Annotated in this window: 25 protein-coding genes, 1 tRNA gene and 1 CRISPR repeat array; of the genes, 18 read left to right on the forward strand and 8 right to left on the reverse strand. The window is 71.2% G+C overall.

Annotated features, from left to right (window positions below; translation table 11 throughout):
- Position 1: 1 nt before the first annotated feature.
- Positions 2-415 carry a Fur family transcriptional regulator gene (locus ACQP0T_RS07155; RefSeq protein ID WP_433871861.1) on the reverse strand — a complete coding sequence of 138 codons (414 nt, stop codon included), beginning with the start codon at positions 413-415 and terminating at the stop codon, positions 2-4.
- On the reverse strand, positions 412-861 hold the full coding sequence (locus tag ACQP0T_RS07160) for an ArsR/SmtB family transcription factor (protein WP_433871862.1): 450 nt from the start codon (positions 859-861) through the stop codon (positions 412-414). Before ACQP0T_RS07160 ends, ACQP0T_RS07155 begins: the two co-directional genes overlap by 4 nt.
- A 197-nt stretch (positions 862-1058) precedes the next feature.
- Here ACQP0T_RS07160 and ACQP0T_RS07165 point away from each other — a divergent pair, with 197 nt between their 5' ends.
- The 6 genes from ACQP0T_RS07165 (at position 1059) to ACQP0T_RS07190 (ending at position 6946) form a co-directional block, all read left to right on the forward strand.
- A complete protein-coding gene (locus ACQP0T_RS07165; protein WP_433871863.1) occupies positions 1059-2444 on the forward strand; it encodes a glycine--tRNA ligase in 1386 nt (461 codons plus the stop codon).
- 357 nt (positions 2445-2801) lie between these two features.
- On the forward strand, positions 2802-3461 hold the full coding sequence (locus ACQP0T_RS07170; RefSeq protein ID WP_433871864.1) for a YdcF family protein: 660 nt from the start codon (positions 2802-2804) through the stop codon (positions 3459-3461).
- Positions 3462-3500: 39 nt separating this feature from the next.
- Entirely contained in the window at positions 3501-4793 is a 1293-nt protein-coding gene (locus ACQP0T_RS07175) for a deoxyguanosinetriphosphate triphosphohydrolase (protein WP_433871865.1), read from the forward strand.
- A 138-nt stretch (positions 4794-4931) separates the two neighbouring features.
- A complete protein-coding gene (locus tag ACQP0T_RS07180; RefSeq protein WP_345364820.1) occupies positions 4932-5117 on the forward strand; it encodes a hypothetical protein in 186 nt (61 codons plus the stop codon).
- Positions 5118-5206: 89 nt separating this feature from the next.
- Positions 5207-6301 (forward strand): serpin family protein, encoded by a 1095-nt coding sequence (locus tag ACQP0T_RS07185; RefSeq protein WP_433871866.1) that lies wholly within the window; start codon positions 5207-5209, stop codon positions 6299-6301.
- A gap of 78 nt (positions 6302-6379) precedes the next feature.
- Positions 6380-6946 carry a carboxymuconolactone decarboxylase family protein gene (locus ACQP0T_RS07190; RefSeq protein WP_433871867.1) on the forward strand — a complete coding sequence of 189 codons (567 nt, stop codon included), beginning with the start codon at positions 6380-6382 and terminating at the stop codon, positions 6944-6946.
- 308 nt (positions 6947-7254) lie between these two features.
- Here ACQP0T_RS07190 and ACQP0T_RS07195 read toward each other — a convergent pair whose 3' ends face one another.
- Positions 7255-8172 carry a sigma-70 family RNA polymerase sigma factor gene (locus ACQP0T_RS07195; protein WP_433873613.1) on the reverse strand — a complete coding sequence of 306 codons (918 nt, stop codon included), beginning with the start codon at positions 8170-8172 and terminating at the stop codon, positions 7255-7257.
- Positions 8173-8229: 57 nt separating this feature from the next.
- Here ACQP0T_RS07195 and dnaG point away from each other — a divergent pair, with 57 nt between their 5' ends.
- The 5 genes from dnaG to ACQP0T_RS07220 all read left to right on the forward strand — a co-directional run bounded on the left by dnaG (position 8230) and on the right by ACQP0T_RS07220 (position 12974).
- Entirely contained in the window at positions 8230-10122 is a 1893-nt protein-coding gene (gene dnaG / locus ACQP0T_RS07200) for a DNA primase (RefSeq protein ID WP_345364825.1), read from the forward strand.
- Positions 10119-10643 carry a hypothetical protein gene (locus tag ACQP0T_RS07205; protein WP_345364827.1) on the forward strand — a complete coding sequence of 175 codons (525 nt, stop codon included), beginning with the start codon at positions 10119-10121 and terminating at the stop codon, positions 10641-10643. The genes dnaG and ACQP0T_RS07205 overlap by 4 nt, the downstream gene beginning before the upstream one ends.
- Positions 10643-11401 (forward strand): trans-aconitate 2-methyltransferase, encoded by a 759-nt coding sequence (locus ACQP0T_RS07210; RefSeq protein ID WP_433871868.1) that lies wholly within the window; start codon positions 10643-10645, stop codon positions 11399-11401. The genes ACQP0T_RS07205 and ACQP0T_RS07210 overlap by 1 nt, the downstream gene beginning before the upstream one ends.
- 100 nt (positions 11402-11501) lie before the next feature.
- Positions 11502-11574, forward strand: a tRNA-Asn gene (locus tag ACQP0T_RS07215).
- Between the two features lie 167 nt (positions 11575-11741).
- Positions 11742-12974 carry a hypothetical protein gene (locus ACQP0T_RS07220; RefSeq protein ID WP_433871869.1) on the forward strand — a complete coding sequence of 411 codons (1233 nt, stop codon included), beginning with the start codon at positions 11742-11744 and terminating at the stop codon, positions 12972-12974.
- A gap of 19 nt (positions 12975-12993) precedes the next feature.
- On the opposite strand, the gene ACQP0T_RS07225 is transcribed toward ACQP0T_RS07220, so the two are convergent.
- The gene (locus ACQP0T_RS07225; RefSeq protein WP_433871870.1) at positions 12994-14145 is read right to left on the reverse strand and encodes a sensor histidine kinase; all 1152 of its coding nucleotides are present in this window, start codon (positions 14143-14145) and stop codon (positions 12994-12996) included.
- Between the two features lie 519 nt (positions 14146-14664).
- Here ACQP0T_RS07225 and ACQP0T_RS07230 point away from each other — a divergent pair.
- The 3 genes from ACQP0T_RS07230 to ACQP0T_RS07240 all read left to right on the forward strand — a co-directional run bounded on the left by ACQP0T_RS07230 (position 14665) and on the right by ACQP0T_RS07240 (position 16253).
- Entirely contained in the window at positions 14665-15246 is a 582-nt protein-coding gene (locus ACQP0T_RS07230) for a TMEM165/GDT1 family protein (RefSeq protein ID WP_433871871.1), read from the forward strand.
- A 101-nt stretch (positions 15247-15347) separates the two neighbouring features.
- On the forward strand, positions 15348-15533 hold the full coding sequence (locus tag ACQP0T_RS07235; protein WP_433871872.1) for a hypothetical protein: 186 nt from the start codon (positions 15348-15350) through the stop codon (positions 15531-15533).
- Positions 15534-15536: 3 nt separating this feature from the next.
- Positions 15537-16253: a hypothetical protein gene (locus tag ACQP0T_RS07240; protein ID WP_433871873.1), complete on the forward strand. Its 717-nt coding sequence runs from the start codon at positions 15537-15539 to the stop codon at positions 16251-16253.
- A 19-nt stretch (positions 16254-16272) separates the two neighbouring features.
- On the opposite strand, the gene ACQP0T_RS07245 is transcribed toward ACQP0T_RS07240, so the two are convergent.
- Together ACQP0T_RS07245 and ACQP0T_RS07250 are read right to left on the reverse strand one after the other, a co-directional pair.
- Complete coding sequence (locus tag ACQP0T_RS07245; protein WP_433871874.1) at positions 16273-16536, reverse strand: hypothetical protein; 264 nt, start codon at positions 16534-16536, stop codon at positions 16273-16275.
- Positions 16533-17207, reverse strand: a complete 675-nt coding sequence (locus ACQP0T_RS07250) for a glycoside hydrolase family 16 protein (RefSeq protein ID WP_433871875.1) — start codon at positions 17205-17207, stop codon at positions 16533-16535. Before ACQP0T_RS07250 ends, ACQP0T_RS07245 begins: the two co-directional genes overlap by 4 nt.
- A gap of 451 nt (positions 17208-17658) precedes the next feature.
- A CRISPR array of direct repeats spans positions 17659-18357; the repeat unit is 29 nt; unit sequence CGGACCACCTCCACATGCGTGGAGAGCAC.
- A 637-nt stretch (positions 18358-18994) separates the two neighbouring features.
- Between ACQP0T_RS07250 and ACQP0T_RS07255 the strand changes: the two genes are divergently transcribed.
- Positions 18995-19372 carry a hypothetical protein gene (locus ACQP0T_RS07255; protein ID WP_433871876.1) on the forward strand — a complete coding sequence of 126 codons (378 nt, stop codon included), beginning with the start codon at positions 18995-18997 and terminating at the stop codon, positions 19370-19372.
- An 80-nt stretch (positions 19373-19452) separates the two neighbouring features.
- Here the strand turns inward: ACQP0T_RS07255 and ACQP0T_RS07260 are convergent, their stop codons facing one another.
- Positions 19453-19644 carry a hypothetical protein gene (locus ACQP0T_RS07260; protein ID WP_433871877.1) on the reverse strand — a complete coding sequence of 64 codons (192 nt, stop codon included), beginning with the start codon at positions 19642-19644 and terminating at the stop codon, positions 19453-19455.
- 84 nt (positions 19645-19728) lie between these two features.
- Here ACQP0T_RS07260 and ACQP0T_RS07265 point away from each other — a divergent pair, with 84 nt between their 5' ends.
- Genes ACQP0T_RS07265 through ACQP0T_RS07275 form a run of 3 tightly spaced genes read left to right on the forward strand, consistent with a single transcriptional unit; the run spans position 19729 to position 21197 of the window.
- Positions 19729-19917, forward strand: coding sequence for a MerR family transcriptional regulator (locus tag ACQP0T_RS07265; RefSeq protein WP_433871878.1), 189 nt, complete (start codon positions 19729-19731; stop codon positions 19915-19917).
- A 53-nt stretch (positions 19918-19970) separates the two neighbouring features.
- Positions 19971-20717 carry an XRE family transcriptional regulator gene (locus ACQP0T_RS07270; RefSeq protein ID WP_433871879.1) on the forward strand — a complete coding sequence of 249 codons (747 nt, stop codon included), beginning with the start codon at positions 19971-19973 and terminating at the stop codon, positions 20715-20717.
- A gap of 9 nt (positions 20718-20726) precedes the next feature.
- Positions 20727-21197, forward strand: a complete 471-nt coding sequence (locus ACQP0T_RS07275) for an NUDIX hydrolase (protein WP_433871880.1) — start codon at positions 20727-20729, stop codon at positions 21195-21197.
- Here the strand turns inward: ACQP0T_RS07275 and ACQP0T_RS07280 are convergent.
- The gene (locus ACQP0T_RS07280) at positions 21185-21736 is read right to left on the reverse strand and encodes an HD domain-containing protein (RefSeq protein ID WP_433871881.1); all 552 of its coding nucleotides are present in this window, start codon (positions 21734-21736) and stop codon (positions 21185-21187) included. The two genes, ACQP0T_RS07275 and ACQP0T_RS07280, sit on opposite strands and share 13 nt — an antisense overlap.
- Positions 21737-21894: the final 158 nt, after the last annotated feature.

Genomic DNA, 21894 nt, shown 5'->3' on the forward strand with positions numbered 1-21894 from the left:
CTCAGCCCTGGCAGTCGCGGCAGGTGCCGGTGATCTCGACGGTGTGGCTGACGTCGGTGAAGCCGTGCTCCTGGCCGATCCGCTCGGCCCAGTTCTCCACCGGTGGGTCGGCGACCTCGACGGTGCGACCGCAATGCCTGCACACCAGGTGGTGGTGGTGATGGGTGGAGCAGCGGCGGTAGACGGCCTCGCCGTTGCCGGTGCGCAGCACGTCGATCTCACCGGCGTCGGCCAGCGTCTGCAACGTGCGGTAGACGGTGGTCAGGCCGATGCCCTCGCCCTTGCGGCGCAGCTCCTCGTGCAGCTCTTGGGCGGACCGGAAGTCCTCGACCTCGTTGAGCAGCTTGGACACCGCCGCCCGCTGCTTGGTGGCCCGCAATCCCGGTACGACGCCGGGCCGCTCGCCGGTGGTCACGCTGTCTCCGTCTCCTGTCCGCTCGGTCGGTCCGCCGCGGGCCGGGACCGGTGGCCCGCGCTCTCCTCCGCGTGCGCCACGGCGTCCACCACGATGTGCGCGAGGTGCTCGTCGACGAGGCGGTACACGACCTCGCGCCCGTGCCGCTCGCCGTAGACCACGCCGGCCGACTTCAGCACCCGCAGGTGCTGGCTGATCAGCGGTTGCGCGACGCCGAGCGCGTCGACCAGCTCGTGCACGCAGCGCTCCGAGGTGCGCAGCTGGAGCACCAGCGCGATCCGCACCGGGGCGGCCAGCGCGCGCAGCAGCTCACCGGCCTCGACGAGCGTCTGCTGGTCCCGCTGCGGCGCCGGGCGTGCCTCCCGCTCCGGGGCGTGCACGTGCTCACCGGCGGTGACCAGCGGACTCGCGTTCCCGGCTGCGGAGTCCGGGCTGACGGCGGGCATGGTGTCCTTTCCGGCGGACGTGATGGGTGCGTCGGGCGCCTTCCCCCCACATCCTACGGGTAGCGCCCGTTCCGTCGTCGCACCTCGGCGTCGCGACCCGGTGGGGGCGCGCCATCGGCCAGGCGGGCATCGGTACGCTGGGAAACTCCAGCCGACCAGCCAGTTCGGCGCAGACCAGCGAAGATTCCGGAGTGACCGTGCCCGCCGATCAGATCGAGACGATCGTCAATCTCTGCAAGCGCCGTGGTTTCGTCTACCCCTCCGGCGAGATCTACGGCGGTACCCGGTCGGCGTGGGACTACGGTCCGCTCGGCGTGGAGCTGAAGGACAACATCAAGCGCCAGTGGTGGAAGTCCGTGGTGCAGGGCCGCGACGACGTCGTCGGCCTGGACTCCTCGGTCATCCTGCCCCGCCAGGTCTGGGAGGCCTCCGGGCACGTCACCGCGTTCCACGACCCGCTGGTGGAATGCCAGAGCTGCCACCACCGCTTCCGCGCCGACCAGCTCGCCGAGGAGTTCACCGAGCGCACCGGCAAGCAGGCCGACGAGGGCGACCTCTCCGAGGTGCCCTGCCCGAACTGCGGCAACCGCGGGCAGTACACCGAGCCGCGCGAGTTCAACATGATGCTCAAGACCTTCCTCGGTCCGGTGGAGAGCGAGGAGGGGATGCACTACCTGCGCCCCGAGACCGCGCAGGGCATCTTCGTCAACTTCGCCAACGTGATGACCACGGCGCGCAAGAAGCCGCCGTTCGGCATCGGCCAGATCGGCAAGTCGTTCCGCAACGAGATCACGCCCGGCAACTTCATCTTCCGGACCCGCGAGTTCGAGCAGATGGAGATGGAGTTCTTCGTCGAGCCCGGCGAGGACGAGCAGTGGCACCAGTACTGGATCGACCAGCGCCTGAACTGGTACGTCGAGCTCGGCATCAACCCCGACAACCTGCGCGAGTACGAGCACCCGCAGGAGAAGCTGTCGCACTACTCCAAGCGGACCGTCGACGTCGAGTACCGCTTCCGCTTCGGCGGCCAGGAGTGGGGCGAGCTGGAGGGCATCGCCAACCGCACCGACTTCGACCTCGGCACCCACTCGAACCACTCGGGCGTGGACCTGTCGTACTTCGACCAGGCCAGCAACTCCCGCTACCGGCCCTACGTCATCGAGCCGGCGGCCGGGGTCGGGCGGCCCATGATGGCGTTCCTGATCGACGCCTACACCGAGGACGAGGCGCCCAACGCCAAGGGCGGGGTGGACAAGCGCACCGTGCTCAAGCTCGACCGCAGGCTCGCGCCGGTGAAGGCGGCGGTGCTGCCGCTGTCGCGCAACGCCGAGCTCTCGCCCAAGGCCCGCGACCTCTCCGCCGCGCTGCGCCGGAACTGGAACGTCGACTTCGACGACGCCGGGGCGATCGGCCGCCGCTACCGCCGCCAGGACGAGGTCGGCACCCCGTTCTGCGTCACGGTCGACTTCGACTCGCTGTCCGACCACGCGGTGACCGTGCGCGAGCGCGACACCATGACCCAGGAGCGAGTCGCGATGGACAAGCTGGAGGAGTACCTGGCAGCCCGCCTGCCCGGTTGCTGATCTTTCCGGACCCGCCTTGCGCGGCGGTGCGGGTGGCGGAACCTCAGCGGCCTTCTCGCTCCGGGCGCCCTTCCTCATGTACCAAACACGTACACAGCGTCAGGGCGTCCTCGCGAGAAGGCCGCTGAGAACCCGCGGCGGTGCAAGTTGCGAGGGTGGGGTAGTGCGAAAGCGGCTCCCGCCGCTTGCCTGACGGCGGTTGCCGGTGGCGCGTGCGTTCGGCGGAAGCGGCTCTCGCCGGGTGGGGCCTCTTCGGGTGCTCTCGTGAGGTGAGGGCTGGGACCTTCGGTGGGCGGAACCGAAGTGGTCCCCCTGCGGCCCTGGAGCTTCTGTCGTGGCGAGGTCTGCCACGATGGCGTGGTGACTCCGCATCGAACCGCTCGGCCCACCTCGCGCGGCGCGCGGGTGCTGCGCCGGACGCTGGTCGGCGCCTTGGTGATGGTGGTGCTCGTGATCGGCGGCACCGCGTTCCGGGTGTGGCAGGTCGCCCGCTTCGACGAGCGGCGGCCGGTCGACATCGCGGTGGTGCTCGGTGCGGCGCAGTACCACGGCACGCCCTCGGAGGTGCTGGAGGCGCGGCTGGACCACGCCCTGGAGCTGTACCGGCAGGGGATGGTCGAACACCTGGTCACGGTGGGCGGCAGCCAGCCCGGGGACGCCTACACCGAGGCCGGGGCGGGCAAGAAGTGGCTGGCCGAGCACGACGTCCCGCGCGACCGCATCACCGACGTCGACGTGGGCAGCGACACGCTGGGCAGCGTCTCGGCGGTGGCCGAGCTCGCCGAGGGGCGGGGCTGGGACTCGGCGCTGATCGTCAGCGACCCGTGGCACTCGCTGCGGGCCAAGACGATGGCCAACGACTTGGGCCTGGAGACCTGGGCCTCGCCCACCCGGTCCGGCCCGATGGTGCAGACCAGGGCGACCCAGCTGCACTACATCGTGCGGGAGACGGGCGCGCTGCTGTACTACCGGCTCACCCACGCCAGCGCCGAGGTGGATGGCGACAGCCTCGGCTGAATGCGCTGCGCGGCGGCGGACCCCCGTAGGCTGGCACCGATGAGCAGCAGCGCACCGCCCACCGGCTACCGCGACCACGACCTCGCGCGATCGCTGCCGGAGGCGCCCAAGCTGGCCGTGCCCGGTGCGGCGCACGCCGACGAGCGGTCGGCGTTCGCCCGGGACCGGGCGCGGGTGCTGCACTCGGCGGCGCTGCGCAGGCTGGCGGGCAAGACGCAGGTGGTCGGCCCCGAGGAGGGCGACGTGCCGCGCACCCGGCTCACCCACTCGCTCGAGGTCGCCCAGATCGGCCGGGGGATCGCCACCGCGCTCGGTGCGGATCCGGACCTGGTGGACACCGCCGGGCTGGCCCACGACATCGGCCACCCGCCGTTCGGGCACAACGGCGAGGACGCGCTCGACGAGCTGGCGCACGCGTGCGGCGGGTTCGAGGGCAACGCGCAGACGCTGCGCATCCTCACCCGGCTGGAGCCGAAGCTGGCCGATCCCGCCGACGTGGGGCGCGGCCTGAACCTCACCCGGGCGGGTCTGGACGCGGCCACCAAGTACCCGTGGCCCAAGCGCCCTGGCGAGCCCAAGTACGGCGTCTACGCCGACGACCTGGCGGTGTTCGAGTGGATGCGGGAGGGCGCGCCGGAGGGCAGGCGGTGCCTGGAGGCGCAGATCATGGACTGGTCCGACGACGTCGCCTACTCGGTGCACGACGTGGAGGACGGCGTGCTGGCGGGGCGGATCTCGCTGCGGGCGCTGACCAGCGCCGCCGAGCGGGACGAGATCGTCCGGATGGCGGCCAAGCACTTCTTCAGCGGGGACGGCGACGCGGTGGACCGGCTGGACCGGGCCGCGGTCGAGCTGGTGGAGCTGCCCGCGGTGGCCGCCGTGCTGGACTACGACGGCACCTTCCGGTCCCAAGTGGCGCTGAAGCGGCTGACCAGCGAACTCGTCGGCCGCTACGTGGCGGCGGCGGTGACCGGCACCACCGGTCGGTCCGGTCCCGGGCCGCACACCCGCTACGCCGCGGACCTGGTGGTGCTGCCGGGCATGGCCGCGGAGGTGGCGGTGCTCAAGGCCGTGGCGCTGCGCTACGTGATGAGCGATCCGCAGCGGTTGCGGTTGCAGGAGCGGCAGCGCGCGGTGCTGGTGGAGCTCGTGGCGGCGTTGCTCGGGCGGGCGCCGGAGTGCTTGGACCCGGCGCTGGCCGGGGCCTGGGAGCGGGCCGCCGACGACGCCGGGAAGCTGCGCGTGGTGCTCGACCAGGTGGCGTCGCTGACCGATGCGCAGGCGTGGCGGTGGCACCGGACGCATGTGCGGGTCGGAGTTGACTCGGTGTGAGGTATACCCGAAAGTGCGGAGTCGATCTGCGAATTTCCGCCACACTGTCACGCAGAGTATTAACGGGGTGTTCACCACCCCCGTCTTCGCCCCCGTCGCGGCGCGGCCCCGAGCCTTCCGCACCGCTAGGAGAACCCGATGTCCCACCGGCACTACATCCAGAAGCTCGTCGTCGGCGGTGAGCCCTACGTCAACTCCGACGACCTCGCGGGCTGGATCGGTGCGCTGAACTGGCAGGACCCCGCCGCCGAGCGCGCCGCCCGCTACATCATCCAGGAACTGCGCCTGATGGGCCTGTCCGACATCGAGGAGACGCTGCGCTGAGCGCTTCGTGAGGCGTCGGCGCCGGGCCCCGCAGCGGCGCCGGAGCTGGCAGACTCGGCGGCAGCCCGAGCGATCACCTGGAGCGGCCCGTGAGCGACCACCTCGCCTTCAGCGCGTCCCTGCACCACCGCCTGGCCCCCGCCGCCGACCAACCGTTCTGCTGGTCGCCGTACTCCGTGGCCAGCGCCCTCGGCCTGGCCGCCGCGGCGTCGGCCGGGGACACCCGCGCGGAGCTGGTCGCGGCGCTGCGCGGCGAGCTGCCCGCCGTCGTCGACCGGCTGGCCCGCGCCGCCGAGCTGGAGTCCGCCGCCGGGGCCGAAGAGCCGGTGCTGGCGGTGACCAACACCCTCTACGCGCACGAGGAGCTCCCGGTCCAGGAGTCCTACCTGCGCGCGCTGGCGGACTGGCCGGGCAGCGCCCTGCGCAACGCGCCGTTCCGCGCCGAACCGGAGAAGGCCCGCGAGCAGATCAACGACGACGTCGCCGAGACCACCCGCGGCCTGATCCCGGAGCTGCTGCCGCCCGACGCGGTGGACTCCGAGACGGTCGCGGCGCTGGTCAACGCCCTGTACCTGAAGACCTCCTGGCGCGAGGCCTTCGACCGCGCGGCCACCGCCGAGCGGACCTTCCACGCCCCGGGCGGCGACCGGGAGGTGCCGACCATGCGGTTCACCCGCCGCACCGGCTACGCCGCCCGGGACGGCTGGCAGGTCGTGTCGCTGCCCGCGACGGGCGGGGTGGAGGCGTTGGTGCTGCTGCCCGACGGTGAGCTGGCCGGGGCCGAGGCGGGGCTGGACGGCGCCGCGCTCGGCGCCCTGCTCGACGCCGTCGAGCCGCAGCGGGTGGAGCTGTCGCTGCCCCGCTTCGAGGCCACCGGCGAGGCGGAGCTGCGGCGCCCGCTGGGCGCCCTCGGGGTGCGCGCGCTGTTCACCCCGGCCGCCGACTTCTCCCCGCTGACCGACGCCCCGCTGCGGATCTCCACGATGATCCACCAAGCGGTGCTGCGGATCGACGAGAGCGGGCTGGAGGGCGCCGCCGCGACGGCGGCGATGATGCGGCTCACCGCCGTGGTGTCCGAACCCGACCCGATCCCGGTGGTGGTCGACCGGCCGTTCCTGTTCCTGGTGCGGCACCAGGGCAGCGGTGCGCTGTACTTCCTCGCCCGCGTGGTGGATCCGAGCTGACCTGTCACGTCCGGCACGGCCACCTCGTCCTCCCGGTGAGCGCCCGCGACGGGCGGGCGCGAGGGTGAGGAGGCGATCATGCCGAGGATTCCGCTGGTGCCCGCGGCGCGGGCCGACCGGTTGACCCGCTGGGTGTACCGGGTGTGCGCGCGGAAATACGGCGCGGTGCTAGAACCGCTGGCCGTCCTGGCGCACCACCGCAAGCTGATGCTGGCCTCCGGGGTCGCGGAGCTGGCCGTGGAGAAGGCCGCGACGGTGCTGCCCGCCGCCGTGCGGGAACTGGCCACCTACCGGGTCGCCACCGCGCTGGGCTGCTCCTGGTGCGTGGACTTCGGCACCATGCTCCAACGCAACGAGGGCCTGGACCTCGACCGGCTCGCCGAGATCGACGACTACCGGAACTCGGCGGCGTTCAGCGAGCTGGACCGCTTGGTGATCGAGTACGCCGACGCCATGACCGCGCTGCCGATGCGGGTCACCGACGAGCAGGTCGCCGAGCTGGAGCGCCACCTGGGGCGCGCGGGAGCGGTGGAGCTGACCCACCTGATCGCGCTGGAGAACCAGCGCACCCGGTTCAACCACGCGCTGGGCATCACCGCGCAGGGCTTCACCTCGGGCAAGGCCTGCCGCGCCCCGATGCCCTGAGCACCCGACCCGACCAGAGCACCCACCCGGGTGAATTCACCTCAGGTGAGGGGCACCCTTGCCCAAGTATGGGGTCCTTTCAGAATGCGGCGGAGCCGCATGCGGTGCGGCCGTCAACCGGCACCGCGGCCCGTGCTCGGACGTGACCGCTCAGCGGTCTTCTCGGGAGGACAGCGCCGACGCCGTGTACGTCGTGGGTACATCAGGAGGTGATCGGCGCAGCGAGGGGACCGCTGAGGTTCCACCACCCGCACCGCCACGCAGATCATTCTGAAAGCGGTCCTAACTTGGGCAAGGGTGCCCCTCACTCACCACTCCTGGGGGTGAACGTCCCAGCGGACTCGGGTGAGCTTGTCCGGGTTGACGACGTCGAAGAGGTCGGCGACCAGGCCGTCGCGGACCGCGACCGCCAGCACCCGGGGCGCCGCCTCTCCGGTGCCGGGCACCAGCAAACCCGGGTCGCCGTTGACCCGCACCGGACGCGTGCCGGCGAGCAGTTCGTCGCCGTACTTGCCGATCAGCCCCGCGGCGAAGCGCGCCACCTTCTCCCGGCCCAGCACCGGACGCCGCGCCGTCCGGGCCCGGCCACCGCTGTCGCCGTAGACCGCCGCGTCCGGGTGCAGCGCCCGGCCGATCGCGGCCACGTCCCGGGACGCCACCGCGGTGAGGAACGCGTCGAGCGCCTCCTGCTGCACCGGCAGCGGTGCGCGTTCGGCCGGTGCGGCGTCGGTCATCCGGCGGCGGCCCCGGGAGGCGTGCTGCCGCGCGGTGGCCACCGCGCAGTCCAGCAGCTCGGCGATCTCGCTGAACGGCACGTCGAAGCCGTCGTGCAGCACGAAGGCGAACCGCTGGTCGGGCGGCAGCTCGTGCAGCACCCGCAGCGCCGCCATCCGCAGGTCGTCGCGGTCGGCGACCAGGTCCGCCGGGTCGGGGTCCGAGGCGGTCACGATCGGCTCCGGGAGCCACGGCCCGACGTAGCGCTCCCGGCGCACCGCGGCCGAGCGCATCCGGTCCAGGCACAGCCTGCTCACCACGGCGGTCAGCCAGCCGCCGAGGTCGCGGACGCCCGCGCGGTCGGTCCCCGCCAGGCGCAGCCAGGCCTCCTGCACGGCGTCCTCGGCGTCGGCGATCGAGCCGGTCAGCCGGTACCCGATGCCGATCAACCTGCCCCGATGCCGGTCGAACTCGGCGGCCAGGGCGGCGTCGCTGGTGGTCACCGCACCGATTCTGCCGCACCGGGGACGGCGCACCGGAGTCGATCCCGCAGCCCCTATGCTGGGGGCGTGGCAGGGAGGATTCGGGAGAGCGACATCGCCGAGGTACGCGAGCGCATCCGGATCGACGACGTGGTCGGCGAGTACGTCGCCCTGCGCAACGCCGGTGGTGGTGCGCAGAAGGGCCTGTGCCCGTTCCACGACGAGAAGACCCCGTCGTTCAACGTGCGCCCGAGCCACGGCACCTTCCACTGCTTCGGCTGCGGCGAGGGCGGCGACGTGATCGCCTTCCTGATGAAGAGCGAGCACGTCGGGTTCGTCGAGGCCGTCGAGCAGCTCGCCGACCGCGCCGGCGTCCGGCTGACCTACGAGGGCGGCCGGCCGGGACCGCAGCGCGACCGGGGGACCCGCGCCCGGATGGTCGAGGCGCACCGGCTGGCCGCCGAGTTCTACGCCGAGCAGTTGCGCTCGCCCGAGGCGCTCAAGGCCCGCGAGTACCTCGCCGAACGCGGTTTCGACGAGGCGGCGGCCACCCGGTTCGGCTGCGGGTTCGCCCCCTCCGGGTGGGACAAGCTGACCAAGCTGCTGCTGGGCAAGGGGTTCGAGCTCGACGAGCTGATCAAGGGCGGGCTGGCCAAGGAGGGCAGGCGCGGACCGATCGACCGGTTCCACCGGCGGCTGCTGTGGCCGCTCAAGGACCTCTCCGGTGACGTGGTGGGCTTCGGCGCGCGCCGGATCTTCGACGACGACCCCATCGAGGCGAAGTACGTCAACACCTCCGCCACGCCGATCTTCAACAAGTCCCAGGTGCTGTTCGGCATCGACCTGGCCAAGCGCGAGATCGCCAAGCGCAGGCAAGCCGTGGTCGTCGAGGGCTACACCGACGTGATGGCGATGCACCTGGCCGGGGTGCCCACCGCGATCGCCTCCTGCGGCACCGCCTTCGGCGACGAGCACATCTCGGTGCTGCGGCGGCTGATGATGGACGACGACGTCTTCCGCGGCGAGGTCATCTTCACCTTCGACGGGGACGAGGCCGGGCAGAAGGCGGCGCTGAAGGCGTTCGACGGCGAGCAGCAGTTCGCCGCCCAGACCTACGTGGCCATCACCCCGGAGGGGATGGACCCCTGCGAACTGCGCCAGGCCAAGGGCGACGCCGCGGTCCGCGACCTGGTGGCCCGGCGGCGCCCGCTGTTCGAGTTCGCCATCCGCAGCCTGCTCACCGAGCACGACCTGGACTCGGTGGACGGCCGGGTCGCGGCGCTCAAGCGCACGGTGCCGCTGGTCGCCCAGATCAAGGACCCGGCCAGCCGGGACGGGTACGCGGTGAAGTTGGCCTGGTGGGCGGGCTGGAACGACGAGAACCAGGTGGTCCGCCGGGTCCGCGAGTCCTCCGGCGCCCCGGTCAAGACCAAGCGCCGCCCGCGCAGGCAGGAGGCGCAGCAGCCGCTGGGCCTCGACGCGGACCTGCCCAAGCGCCCGCCCCGGCACGACCCCCGCTGGCAGCAGCGCGAGGCGTTGAAGGCGGCGTTGCAGGTCCCGGCGCTGGCCGGGCCGCTCTACGACGCGCTGCCGGACGAGGCGTTCACCGAGCCCGCCTACGCCGCGCTGCACGGCGCGGTCCTGGCGGCCGGGGGCACCGCCTCCGGGCTCAGCGGCCCGGCGTTCGTCGACGCCATCGCGCAGCACTGCACCGACCAGGTGGGGCGCAGCCTGCTCACCGAGCTCGCGGTGGAGCCGATGGACATGAAGTCCGCCGACGACGCCCGCTACGTCTCCGCCGTGCTGGCCCGGTTGCAGGAGAGCTTGGTGAGCAGGCAGATCGCCGACATCAAGTCGAAGGTGCAGCGGATGTCGCCGCTGGAGGACCCCGAGGAGTACAACGCCCTGTTCGGCGACCTGGTGGCGCTGGAGGGGTACCGCAAGGCGTTGCTCGATCAGGCGATGGGCGGACTGGAATGAGGACGTGGGCACGTCGGCTGCTGGACCGGCTGAGCGGCACCGCGGAGGTGCCCGCGGACTTCGCCGGGGAGCTGGCCGCTGATGAGCAGGTGCTGGCGGTCGGGCGCGCCGCGGACGGCCCGCTGCTGGCCACCCGCCTCGGGCTGTGGCTGCCCGCCGGGCGGCGCGTCGGCTGGCACCTGATCAGCAAGGCGACCTGGGACGACGGCTTGCTGGTGCTGATCGAGGCGGCGGAGACCGGGACCGCCGGGGACGCGGTGCTGCTGCGCGACCACGCCCCGCAACGCTTCCGGCTCACCGATCCGGGGCGGGTCCCGGAGGTGGTGCACGAGCGGGTCACCGGTTCGATCCGGTCCCGGCACCACCGCGAGCTGCCCGGTGGCGGCGCGTGGTTCGTGCAGCGCAAGGTGCCCGGCCAGGACGGCATCGTGCTCCAGGTGCGCGCCGAGGAGGGCACCGACCCCGCGGTGCTGGCCGATTTCGCCGCGCAGGTCTCCGAGCGGTTGCGCCAGGCCGAGTGATGTGGGATCCGGGGCACTACCTGGCCTTCTCCGACCACCGGGACCGGCCCGCGCACGACCTGCTGGCCCGGGTCGGAGCCCAGCGGGTCCGACGCGCCGCGGACCTCGGGTGCGGCGCCGGCAACCTCACCGGCCTGCTCGCGCGGCGGTGGCCGGAGGCGCAGGTGGACGCCTCGGACGCTTCCCCGGAGATGGTGGCCGCCGCTCGTGAGCGGGGAGTGCGCGCCCGGCTGCTCGACGTGCGCGACTGGTCCCCGGCCCCGGACACCGACGTGGTGCTGTGCAACGCGGTCCTGCAGTGGGTGCCGGAGCACGTCGAGCTGCTGCACCGGTGGATCCCCGCCCTGCCCGCGGGGGCCTGGTTCGCCTTCCAGGTGCCCGGGAACTTCGGCTCCCCGTCCTACCGGGCGATCCACGAGGTGCTCGGCCGCGAGCGGTGGCGGGGCCGGGTCGAGGGCGTGCTGGACGCCGGCTCGGTGCTCGACGCCACCGGGTACGCCGACGTGCTCGCCGACCTCGGCGCCGAGGTGGACGCCTGGGAGACCACCTACGCGCACCGGCTGCACGGACCCGACCCGGTGCTGGAGTGGGTCAGCGGGACCGCGCTGCGCCCGGTCCGCGCGGCGCTGGACGACGCCGGGTGGTCCGACTTCCGCGCCGAGCTCGCCCCGCTGCTGCGCGAGGCCCACCCGCGCCGCGCCGACGGCACCACCTGGTTCGGCTTCCGCCGGGTCTTCGCCGTGGCGCACCGTCCGTGACCTGCGACGATCATGAACGAGGGGGTGGGTGGAGCCCGCTCGAGCGGATGGTCTAGAGTAGTTCCCGTCAGCACGTCGAGGGCTGATGAACGAAGAACATTCCTCCGTAGCTCAATTGGCAGAGCATTCGGCTGTTAACCGAAGGGTTACTGGTTCGAGTCCAGTCGGAGGAGCTTCCACCCCAGGTTGATCGACCTGGGGTTTTTCTTCGCAGGGCGTCCGCGCCTCTTCGTCGGGTGCCTGTGCTCGGCTCCGGTCCTCCGGGGCGCGATTCCGCCGGACGGACGATGTGCGCGCCCCGAACCCGCCCCTACGGTTCTCCTCTCGACGAGGAGGCCCGATGAAACGCATGGGGATACCCGGGGCGGCGGCCTTGGTCGTACCTCTCGCGCTCGCCTTGGTGGGCTCGGCCGCGCCGCCGGTGTCGGCAGCCGCCCCGGAGCCGTTGCCCGCCGAGTTCACGCCGGGCGAGCGGTATTTCGGCTCGGAGGGCTACGTCGAGTACCTCGCGGGCAACCTGCCGGTGATCTTCGCGGCGCCCCACGGCGGCCACCTCCGACCGTCCACGATCCCCGAGCGCACCGAGCAGCGGTGCGGCGTGACCCCCACCACGGTGAACGACCTCAACACCCAGGAGCTCGCGCGCGAGATCCAGCGGGAGTTCTTCGCGGAGACCGGGAAGTACCCGCACGTCGTCATCAACCGCCTGCACCGGACCCGGTTGGACGCCAACCGCGCGATCGACGAGGCGGCCTGCGGTTCCGCCCGGGCCGAGCGGGCGTGGACCGACTTCCACGCGTTCATCGGAGCCGCCGGGGACCAGGTCAGGCAGGACTACGACAAGGGCTGGTTCACCGATCTGCACGGGCACGGACATGATGTGCAGCGCCTGGAACTGGGCTACCTGCTCACCGGTGAGCAACTGCGGCGCCCCGACGCCGAGCTCGACGCCGGGTCCTTCGAGACCGGCACGTCGATCCGTTCGTTCTCGGAAGAATCTCCGCGGTCGTTCTCCGGGCTCCTGCGCGGGCCCACGGCGCTGGGCACGCTGTTCGCCGACGCCGGTTATCCCGCCACGCCGAGCGAGCCCGACCCGGCGCCCGCGGCCTCGGAGCCGTTCTTCAGCGGCGGCTACAACACCCGGCGGCACGGTTGCGTGGACGGCGGGCCGATCTGCGGGGTGCAGATCGAGCACAACCGGCTGGGCGTGCGCGAGAACGACCAGCAGGTCGCCGACTACGCCGAGGCCCTGTACGAGGTCTACGACACCTACCTGCGGACCAACTTCGGCATCCTCGTGCAGTCATCGGAACGAGGGGTCGACACACTGCGTTCCGCGGTCGACGGGCTGGTCCGCGCGGGAGCGCTCGCGCGCGGGCACGGCACCGGACTCGGCGCCACGCTGGACACCGCGCAGGCGCAGCTCGCCCGGAACCGGCCGAGCGCGGAGCGGACCCTGGCGGCGTTCCGCACCCAGGTCGAGGCGCTGATCCGGTCCGGTGCCCTCGAAAGCGGGCCCGGTGAGCAGGTCAGCACGCTCGCGAAGCGGGTCCTCCAGACGATGCGCGCCTAGCGCCGGGAGCGGGGACGCCTCAGACGCCCACCGGGACCACCGCGCGGACCCGCCAGTCGCCGTCGGGTTCCGGTCCGGCCGCCAGCTCGCCGCCGTAGGCGGTGGCGCGCTCCCGCATCCCGATCACGCCGTTGCCGCCCGGCAACCGCGCCGTCCCGGCGCCGATCAGGTTGCGCACGTCGATGGTGACCGCCGCGCCGTCGTGCTCCAGCCGCACCGCGATCCCGCCCGCGCCGTGCTTGAGCGCGTTGGTCAGCGATTCCTGCACGATCCGGTACACCCCCAGGCCCGGTCCGGTGGGCAACGCGCCGAGGTCGCCCACCACCTCCAGCGACACCGGGCTGCCCAGCGCCCGCACCCGCTCGACGAGGTCCGGTACGGCGGTCGCGGTCGGTTGCGGGGCGTCCTCGCGATCGGTGTCCGCGCGCAGCACGCCGAGGAGCTGCCGCAGTTCGGTCAGCGTCTCGCGGCCGGTGCTGCCGATGGTGCGCAACGCCTGCTCGGCGAGTTCCGGCTTGCCGCGCAACGCGTAGCGGGCGCCGTCGGCTTGGCTGACCATCACGCTCACCGAGTGCGCCAGCACGTCGTGGATCTCCCGCGCGATGCGGTTGCGCTCCTCGGCGACGGCGATCCGGGCCTGGTGGTCGCGCTCCACCTGCAGCGCGTGCACCCGCTGCGCCACCTCGGCGCGCCGGGCCACAACCAGCTCGCCGAACGCCCAGCTCACCACGGCAAGCAGCAGGAAGAACAGCGCCACCCACACCGTCTGGACCGGCTCGTAACCCGCTCGGGCGAGCTCGATGCCCACCCCGAGGCCGATCACCCCGGCGTACCCCGCCGCCACACCCCGGCCGACGTGCACGACGAGGGTGTGGAGGTACACGCACGCGGCGAACTGGGCGACCCGCAGCGGCCACGGGCTCTGCAGCAGCACCAGCAGGGCCAACGCGACGAGCGTCGCGGCGGCGCCGGCGACCGGCCACCGGCGGCGCACCACCAGCGGAGCCACCAGCAGCGCGCTCAGCACCAGGTATTCGGGAACCCCGCCCAGTCGGCTGCGGGCCGCGAAGCCCGAGAACCCTTCCAGGACCTGGGGCAGGAACAGCGCCGCCGCGAGCAGGGAGTCACCGGTCATCGGGTGCTCCCTGAACCACCGGTTCAGCCGTCGCATCGCGCCAGAGTAGCCAGCCGGGACGTCGCCCGAGATCAACCTGCGGGCCTGACCGGTGTACGACCCCGGTCGTACGCCGGGCGGGTCGTCGAAGATGCCGATCCGGCGCCTCCGGGGCCACAGCTCGGTCCACGGCGCGGGGCCGCGACCGACCACAGCGGGGTGCCCTCCCGCAGGAGGAGCCGTCCCGCGGCGAAACCCGCGCGGACGAATCGCCGACGATTCTTCTTCGGGACGCCGAACGGAATAGTTGGCCGAGGTTGGAATTCCGCGTCGGAATTGCGGATCGTTGCTGTTCGTCGAAAGGATTCGGTAAGGTCGCTCGCGTCGGAGGGGAGTAGTCCCCAATTCGCGCGGTCGACACGGTGGATCCCGCATCGACGCAGGTGGTCCCGGCTGCGCGAGCCTCCTTCGGGGCGGACGAGACCTTCGGCCCGGTGCTGGAACGCGGGTCGGGGCGAATGCTGCCCGGCCGCGCTGGAAAAAGGGGTTCACGTGGAATTCGCCACCGCTCTGGGTGTGAGCGCGGTCGCCATCTTCATCGCGGAAATGGGGGACAAGACGCAATTGGTCGCGCTCTCGCTGGCGACCCGCTACCGCGCGCTCACCGTGCTGGCGGGGATCACCGCCGCCACCGTCGCGGTGCACGGCGTCAGCGTCCTGATCGCCGAGGTCCTCGGCCTCGCGCTACCGACCGACTGGATCACCCTGGTCGCCGGGCTCGCGTTCCTGTTCTTCGGCGCCTGGACCCTGCGCGGCGACGAGCTCACCGCCGAGGACGAGCGCCGAACGGCGGCCCGCCGCACCCGCTCGGCGTTCATCGCGGTGGCCACGATCTTCTTCGTCGCCGAGCTCGGCGACAAGACGATGCTCGCCACGATCACCGTCGGCGCCAACTACTCGAACACCTCGCTGGCCTGGCTCGCGGTGTGGATCGGCTCCACGGCGGGCATGGTCGTCGCCGACGGCATCGCCGTGGTGCTCGGCAAGCTCCTCGGCAAGAAGCTCCCCGAACGCGCCATCCAGATCGGCGCCGCGGTCCTGTTCTTCGCGGTCGGCGCGTTCATGACCCTCCAGGGAGCCCGCACCCTCCTCGGCTGAGCGGTAGTCCGTTGTGGTGAACGACGAGCAAGAGTCGGCCCGTCGACGGTATGATCGGAACGCAGCCGGGCGATTGCCGATCGTGTTCGGAGGGGGTTGGGATGACCGTAGCCATGATCCAGGTAACGGCAGAACAACTCCTCGCCCGGCGGGAGCAGTTGATCTCCGCATTGCCCTTCGATGAAGCCGAGTTGGTGCAGCGGGCGGCCGAGGACCACACCGCGTCCCCGGACGAGCGCGAGGTCTACAACGAACTCGTCGAGATCGATTTCCTGCTGGGGCGCTGATCGTTGGACACCCACGCGAAGGCGCGGGCCTTCGCACAGCAGGTGCAGGACCTTCTCAACGCCACGTTGCCCGTTCTGGAGAGCGCGCCCGAGGAGGACCGGGCGGTCAGCTGCCTCTTCGTCGCTGACACGTATTACGCGGTCCATCCCGGTGCGACGACGAACGCGACGCCGATCCCGCTTCTCTGCGACGGTGAGCACGTCGCCAGTCTGCGGGTGTCGTACCACTGCACGAGCGATACCGACGGCACCTTTCTGGCGGTGAAAAAATCCGGGTTCGATCTCATCGCTCGGAACAAGGGAGACAACAAGGCGCCGCTCCTGCGGCTCGACTACGACCGCGGCGCGCACAGCGTCCCCGCGGCGCATTGGAACGTCCACGCCGAACGCGGTGCGGTCAGCCATCTGCTCGCACGGACCAACCCGAAGCACTCGGGGATGCTTTCGAAGGTCCACTTGCCGGTTGGGGGCGCCCGTGGACGTCCGTGCCTGGAGGACTTCCTCCAGATGCTGTTCGACGAGTTCCAGTTCGATCGGCTGAACGGCGCCCAGCAAGCGATCGACGCGGGCCGCGCGGACTGGCGCCGCACGCAGATCGCGACCATGGTGCGCGACGCTCCCGACATCGCCGTGCACGCGCTCCACGAACTCGGCTACACGATCCTCGAACCGGAGGCCGGGCCCCGCGCGGTCAACAGCACCGCGCTGCGCCGCCCGTGAGCGGTCGGCGCGGAGTGGCTCACTGCTCGACGCGGACCCAGTCGACGAGGTAGCGGGCGGTGCCCGCGGCGACGCGGTCCACCGAGCTCTGCGGCAGGCCGAAGTAGGGCTCGGTGACGCCGTTGACGCCGTGCGGGAAGGTGCCGCCGAGGGCGAAGTTGAGGATCAGGAATTGGGGGTCGTCGAAGACCCACCGGCCGTACTGCTCCACCTGCGCCCGGTCGACCCGGTGGAACGGGGTGCCGTCGACGGAGAAGGTCATGCCGTCCGGCTGCCAGTTCACCGAGTAGACGTGCCAGCCGCCGGGGTCGGTGCCGGTGAAGTCCTGCCTGCCGGTGATCGGGGTGTCCCGGAGTAGCCGGGACCGTGCAGCGCGGTGCTCGTCCACGGCTCGCCGACGTGCTCCATCAGGTCGATCTCACCGCAGTCCGGCCACGGGGTGCCGGATCCGATGCTGCTGCCGAGCGCCCACGCGGCGGGCCACAAGCCGGAAGCGTTCGCGCCTTCGGGGAGCTTGAGCCGCACCGAGTACGTGCCGTAGGTGAAGTCGAAGTTGCCCTGCGTCTTGAGCCGGCCGGAGACGAAGTCGTAGGTCTGCCCGTCGGGGGCCTGGTGGCCGGGCCGGTAGCGGGGGTGGATGGCCAGGGCGCCGTTCTGGGCTCCCGCGGCGTTCTGGTCGACGTAGAGCGTCTCGGGCGAATCGATGTAGGCCTGCTGCTCGGAGTTGACGGTGCCGAAGTTCTCCCCGGTGACCTCCACCGTCCACCGGGAGCGGTCGATGACCGAACCGGAGAAGTCGTCGAAGAAGATCTCCTGCTGGGCCGAGGCCGCCGGAGCGGCCGTCAGGGGGAGCAGCGCGGCTGCCGCGAGGACCGCGAGCCTGGTCGCGACGATCACGTCGATCTCCTCTCCGCGAGGGCGCAGCGGTCCCGGCTCGGCCGCAGCTCGATGCATTCAGAGAATCCCCGGAGCGCCTGGCGGTAAAGGGCGTCCGGGAACTGCATCGATCCACCCCGCCGCGGATTGCTGCCACCAGCGGGCACCACCGTGGTCCATTCGCGCGGGCATCGGACCGCGCGCATCCGGAAGCCCGGCGATGCAGGGGCGGCGGGAGAAAGCGCGGTGGTGATCTCGAAGAGATCACCACTTCCGGCGAGGCGCGGAGTGGGGCAGGTGGGACTTGAACCCACGACCTGACGGGTCATGAGCCCGGTTGAGCGTTGTTTGCCGTCATCCGCCGTGGTCAGCAAGGTTCACGAACGCACATGCCAGTGGTTGACGCCGTTCGCGGGCGTCTATCGCGGTTTTGTGGGGGTAAAGTGTGGTGATGATCTTGCATTGAGGCAGCGGGACCCTGGCCGGGGAGTCACTACACACCGAGCGCCGACGTCTCGGCCCCTGTGTTCGGACCACCTCCACGTGCGTGGAGAGCACGTCAGTCAGGCCCTGGCGGCAGCTTCCGCGCCGGACCACCTCCACATGCGTGGAGAGCACAACCCGTCTTGACCCCGGAACAGGATCACGCCCGGACCACCTCCACGTGCGTGGAGAGCACCCCAGAAGCCGAACGGGAGCCGCGCGAGCAGCCGGACCACTTCCACATGCGTGGAGAGCACCTGTTCGGCGGCGGCGACCGTGCCGACGTGCCCGGACCACCTCCACATGCGTGGAGAGCACGGCGCCGCCTCCCCGCAGTGGCTGCTGGCCGCCGGACCACCTCCACATGCGTGGAGAGCACTAGATCAGCCAGCGGAGAAGGCTCGCGATGGTCGGACCACCTCCACATGCGTGGAGAGCACGCCGACACGCCTACATCGGACCACCTGGAGCGCGGACTACCTCCACATGCGTGGAGAGCACCGGAGGGTGTCCCACGGGGTGGGGGTGATGTCCGGACCATCTCCACATGCGTGGAGAGCACTCGGATCCGGGCAGGAAGAAGTCGGCCCACGACGGACCACCTCCACATGCGTGGAGAGCACTCGGGCAGCCACTCGGCGGGGTCGCGATCGCCCGGACCACCTCCACATGCGTGGAGAGCACGTCGGTCCAGTCGGCCGCCCCGGAGCGCCACGCGGACCACCTCCACATGCGTGGAGAGCACCCTTCGCGACCTGCGGGTTTAGAAGGGCTGTTGTTCGTTTGGGCGCTCGTTCACGCCGCTACTGTACGGGGTCGGACGCTCTCCCGAGTCCCTTTCGCAGCGGGACCACAAGCCGGTGGGCCACTACGGCAGCCGCGCCGACGATGCCAGCTTGAGGCCGCTCGGTGACCACCCCGGCAGCGTGCCCACCCCGGTCCTTGGAGGCTCGCCCAGGCGACCAGCTCGATGCCGGCATGGGTCCGCGTCACCGTTCCCACTACGCGGCTCCTGCGGGGCCGCCTGCCCACCGCTCGCGCCCGACCGAACCGCCGACCTTTCCGCTCGCGCCCGGCCCGCCGACCGGGCGGGTGGTGCAGCGAAGCGGAACCCCCGCCCGGTCGGCCTGGGCCGGGCTCGCATACAGCAAGGTCGGCGGTCTCGGTCGGGCTCGCATACAGCGGGCAGGCGGCCCCGCAGGGGCCGCCTTGATGAAGAGAAGAAACTTTGGACACACGCGCACCACAGGCTTGAGGTTGAAGCCTTTCGCCTCGTCGCGCTGGATGACGAGCCCAGTTGTGTAACGCGTTCACGTTGCTGGCGATAGATGCTGCGACCGGCGTCGCCGAGTCACCTCATCGAGGGCAAGGAGCCGAGCCTGATGGCCGACGATCTTCACATCACCATTTCCGCTGATGCTCTACCCGGTCCGGGGGAAATCGCAACTCTAGAACGCGATGGCTATTCCGTCCTCGTCGAAAACACCCAACCACCGGGAGAGGCTGCGGAGGAAGTAGGTGCGCCGGGCTCAGACGATATCGTCAAGTATGTGCCGGTCGACATCACCGCTCGCTCCTCCGTGGTCCGGCACGCTGCTGCCGTCTACCAACGGCGCCAGCGGACACGCGTCGGTCGTTACACGTTGTGTGACCGTTCTAAGAAACGTGAGGTGAAGCGCCGTCTGGAAAACGAGCCATTGACGAACGTGACGTGTGCGCAGTGTCGGAATGCTCTTACGGAGGAGGGCCTACTTCAGTAGGCACTAGGGCCCCGAGGAATCGGGGCCCTTCTCGTAGGTCGATCTTAGGTTCTCCCGGGCGTCCATGCGGGTGTCCCGGGCTACGGCTCCGCGCTGGCGGTCGCTGAGAAGTCCTCGGCCTTGAGCGCTTCGACCAGCTCGCCCAGCGCCTCGGTGGTGTTGTCCTGCTGTTCGGGTGTGAGCCTGCCTCCGCCTAGCTCGTAGGCCATGTCGTCCAGGAGCCACTGCGCCTTGCGCAGAAGCACCACGAGTTCGCGTGCCCGTTGCTGCATACCTCAATCGTTGCATTCGTTGCAGTTGTCCACAAGCGTCGCTCACCAAGGGTGGACGTTGCATTTGTCCTGCATCGTCGCCGTGTGACCAGCAAGCTCGTCGCCACTGGCATCGCCGCGAAGCAGCTCGGTGTGGACCGGGCGACGCTCGTGCGGTGGTGGCAGCGCGGTTTGGTCACGCCGCCGGTGGTGACCGCTGGCGGGCATGCCCGATGGGACGTGGACAAGCTCCGGGCCGACCTGCACGCGCTGCGCGACGATCAGGCCGAGTGATCCCCGTGCGCGACGGGTTGGGCTCGGGCTCCTGTATGCCTGGGAGCGACTGAGTGGCACCGAACGAACGGCTGCGGGACGCGCTGCACCGCCAGGGCGTGACGCCCGCCGCGCTGGCCGCGCACCTGAAGGTGGACCCCAAGACGGCGGAGCGGTGGATCAGCACTGGGCGCCCACCGCACCCGAAGACTCGGCACGCGATCGCGGCCAGGCTCGGTGAGAGCGAGCGGTACTTGTGGCCGGAGGCGCTGCCGAAGGAGCGCCAGGAGCAGGTCAGCGAGTCCGAAGTGGTCCACGTGTACCCGCACCGCAGCGCGGTCCCGCACGACCTGTGGGACCGGCTCCTCGACCAGGCGGCCGAACACGTCGACATGCTCGTCTACGTCGGCATGTTCATGACCGAGAAGCCGAACCTCCTCGGCCTACTGCGCGAGAAGGCCGCCAACGGCGCCCGGGTGCGGCTGGCCTTCGGCGACCGGGACTGCCCGGCGGTGATCCAGCGGAGCCTGGACGAAGGCATCGGGGAGCACACGATCTCGGCGAAGATCGATCACGCCTTGGCGTTCTTCAAGCCGCTGGCCGACGTGCCCGGCGTCGAGATCCGCACCCACGCCACGGTGCTCTACAACTCGGTCTACCGGTTCGATGACGAGATGATCGTGAACCCGCACGTGTTCGGAAAGCTCGCCTCGCACGCTCCGGCGCTGCACCTGCGCCGCCTGGGCGCGGGCGACCTGTTCACCACCTACGCGGAGAGCTTCGAGGCCGTGTGGTCGGGCGCGCAGCCGCACGAGTGGTAGGCAGGGGTCATGCCCAAGAAGGACTACTACGACGACCCGGCCGCGCCCCCGGCGAACAGCCTCGTGGTCGCCGTGGCCACCGTCGTGCGTGATGACTCCGGGCGCGTGCTGATGATCGAGCGCACCGACAACGGGCTATGGGCGGTCCCGGGTGGCGCTCAGGACGTCGGGGAGAGCACTCGGCAGGCGGCGGAGCGCGAGGCGCTCGAAGAGACCGGGGTCGAGATCGCCATTACCGGGATCGTGGGGATCTACTCCGACCCGCGCCACGTCATCGCCTACGACGACGGCGAGGTCCGGCAGGAGTTCTCCATCGTCTTCCGCGCCCGACCGGTCGGCGGCGAGCTGCGCACCAGCAACGAATCCCGCCGCGTCCACTGGGTCGAGCCGGACCGCATCGCGGGGCTCGATATCCACTCCTCGATGCGGCTGCGCATCCAGCACGCCCTGGAGGAGCGGGCCGAGCCCTACCTGAGCTGAGCGACCTGGGCGCGCTCGCGCGTGCGGTCGACCGCGGCGAGCAGTTCCGGCGACGCCTCGGTGATGAAGGTCGTGACCAGGTGGCCGGGGCCGTAGCGCTGCTTGATCTCCGCGATCCGCTCGCGCGCGTCGACCTCCTCGCCGTCCGGCGTGGTGTTGAGGTCGCAGTACCAGAGCGCATCGCGCAGCGACCCGCGCTCGTCGGTGAACTCGGCCAGCTCGGTGGACAGGCCGCGAAGGCCTGCTTCCAGCTCGGCGTAGGAGTGGTGCGCGACCAGGTGCACGAGCCGATCCGGTGCGCCGATCTGCCGCAGGAACACCGCGCCGTCGAGCGGGTGGAAGGCCGTGGTCGCGAGGTCCGGGGCGTATCCGACGTCGTGCAGGATCGCGGCGGCTTCCAGCAAGTCGGCATCAGCGCCGGAGACCGACCGGAGCGACCGCGCGCGTTCGGCGACGCCCTGGACGTGAGACCACCGGCGCGGCAGGCTCTCGGACAGCTTCTGCTCGGCCACGTCGAAGGCCCACCGGTACAGCGTCACCGCCCCACCGTATCCGGCGGCCACCGGCCTCAGATGCCCCTCAACGCGTGAACCCACCGGGGACGCGAAGGGACGTTTCGAGATCACCGCAGACGTCCTGAAGCGTCCCGCTGTGCGGTGAAGGCGTCCGCCGGAACCCGGCAATCTTGAGGCATGAC

The organism is Saccharopolyspora sp. CA-218241 (assembly GCF_050954615.1).
Classification (GTDB): Bacteria; Actinomycetota; Actinomycetes; order Mycobacteriales; family Pseudonocardiaceae; genus Saccharopolyspora; species Saccharopolyspora cebuensis.

Excerpts from the sequence above, each read along its gene's own strand:
- ACQP0T_RS07160 (WP_433871862.1), bottom strand. The coding sequence starts at position 861 with ATGCCCGCCGTCAGCCCGGACTCCGCAGCCGGGAACGCGAGTCCGCTG.
- ACQP0T_RS07175 (WP_433871865.1), top strand. The coding sequence starts at position 3,501 with ATGAGCAGCAGCGCACCGCCCACCGGCTACCGCGACCACGACCTCGCG.
- ACQP0T_RS07180 (WP_345364820.1), top strand. The coding sequence starts at position 4,932 with ATGTCCCACCGGCACTACATCCAGAAGCTCGTCGTCGGCGGTGAGCCC.
- ACQP0T_RS07190 (WP_433871867.1), top strand. The coding sequence starts at position 6,380 with ATGCCGAGGATTCCGCTGGTGCCCGCGGCGCGGGCCGACCGGTTGACC.
- ACQP0T_RS07205 (WP_345364827.1), top strand. The coding sequence starts at position 10,119 with ATGAGGACGTGGGCACGTCGGCTGCTGGACCGGCTGAGCGGCACCGCG.
- ACQP0T_RS07210 (WP_433871868.1), top strand. The coding sequence starts at position 10,643 with ATGTGGGATCCGGGGCACTACCTGGCCTTCTCCGACCACCGGGACCGG.
- ACQP0T_RS07220 (WP_433871869.1), top strand. The coding sequence starts at position 11,742 with ATGAAACGCATGGGGATACCCGGGGCGGCGGCCTTGGTCGTACCTCTC.
- ACQP0T_RS07225 (WP_433871870.1), bottom strand. The coding sequence starts at position 14,145 with ATGCGACGGCTGAACCGGTGGTTCAGGGAGCACCCGATGACCGGTGAC.
- ACQP0T_RS07235 (WP_433871872.1), top strand. The coding sequence starts at position 15,348 with ATGACCGTAGCCATGATCCAGGTAACGGCAGAACAACTCCTCGCCCGG.
- ACQP0T_RS07250 (WP_433871875.1), bottom strand. The coding sequence starts at position 17,207 with ATGCATCGAGCTGCGGCCGAGCCGGGACCGCTGCGCCCTCGCGGAGAG.
- ACQP0T_RS07255 (WP_433871876.1), top strand. The coding sequence starts at position 18,995 with ATGGCCGACGATCTTCACATCACCATTTCCGCTGATGCTCTACCCGGT.
- ACQP0T_RS07260 (WP_433871877.1), bottom strand. The coding sequence starts at position 19,644 with ATGCAGCAACGGGCACGCGAACTCGTGGTGCTTCTGCGCAAGGCGCAG.
- ACQP0T_RS07275 (WP_433871880.1), top strand. The coding sequence starts at position 20,727 with ATGCCCAAGAAGGACTACTACGACGACCCGGCCGCGCCCCCGGCGAAC.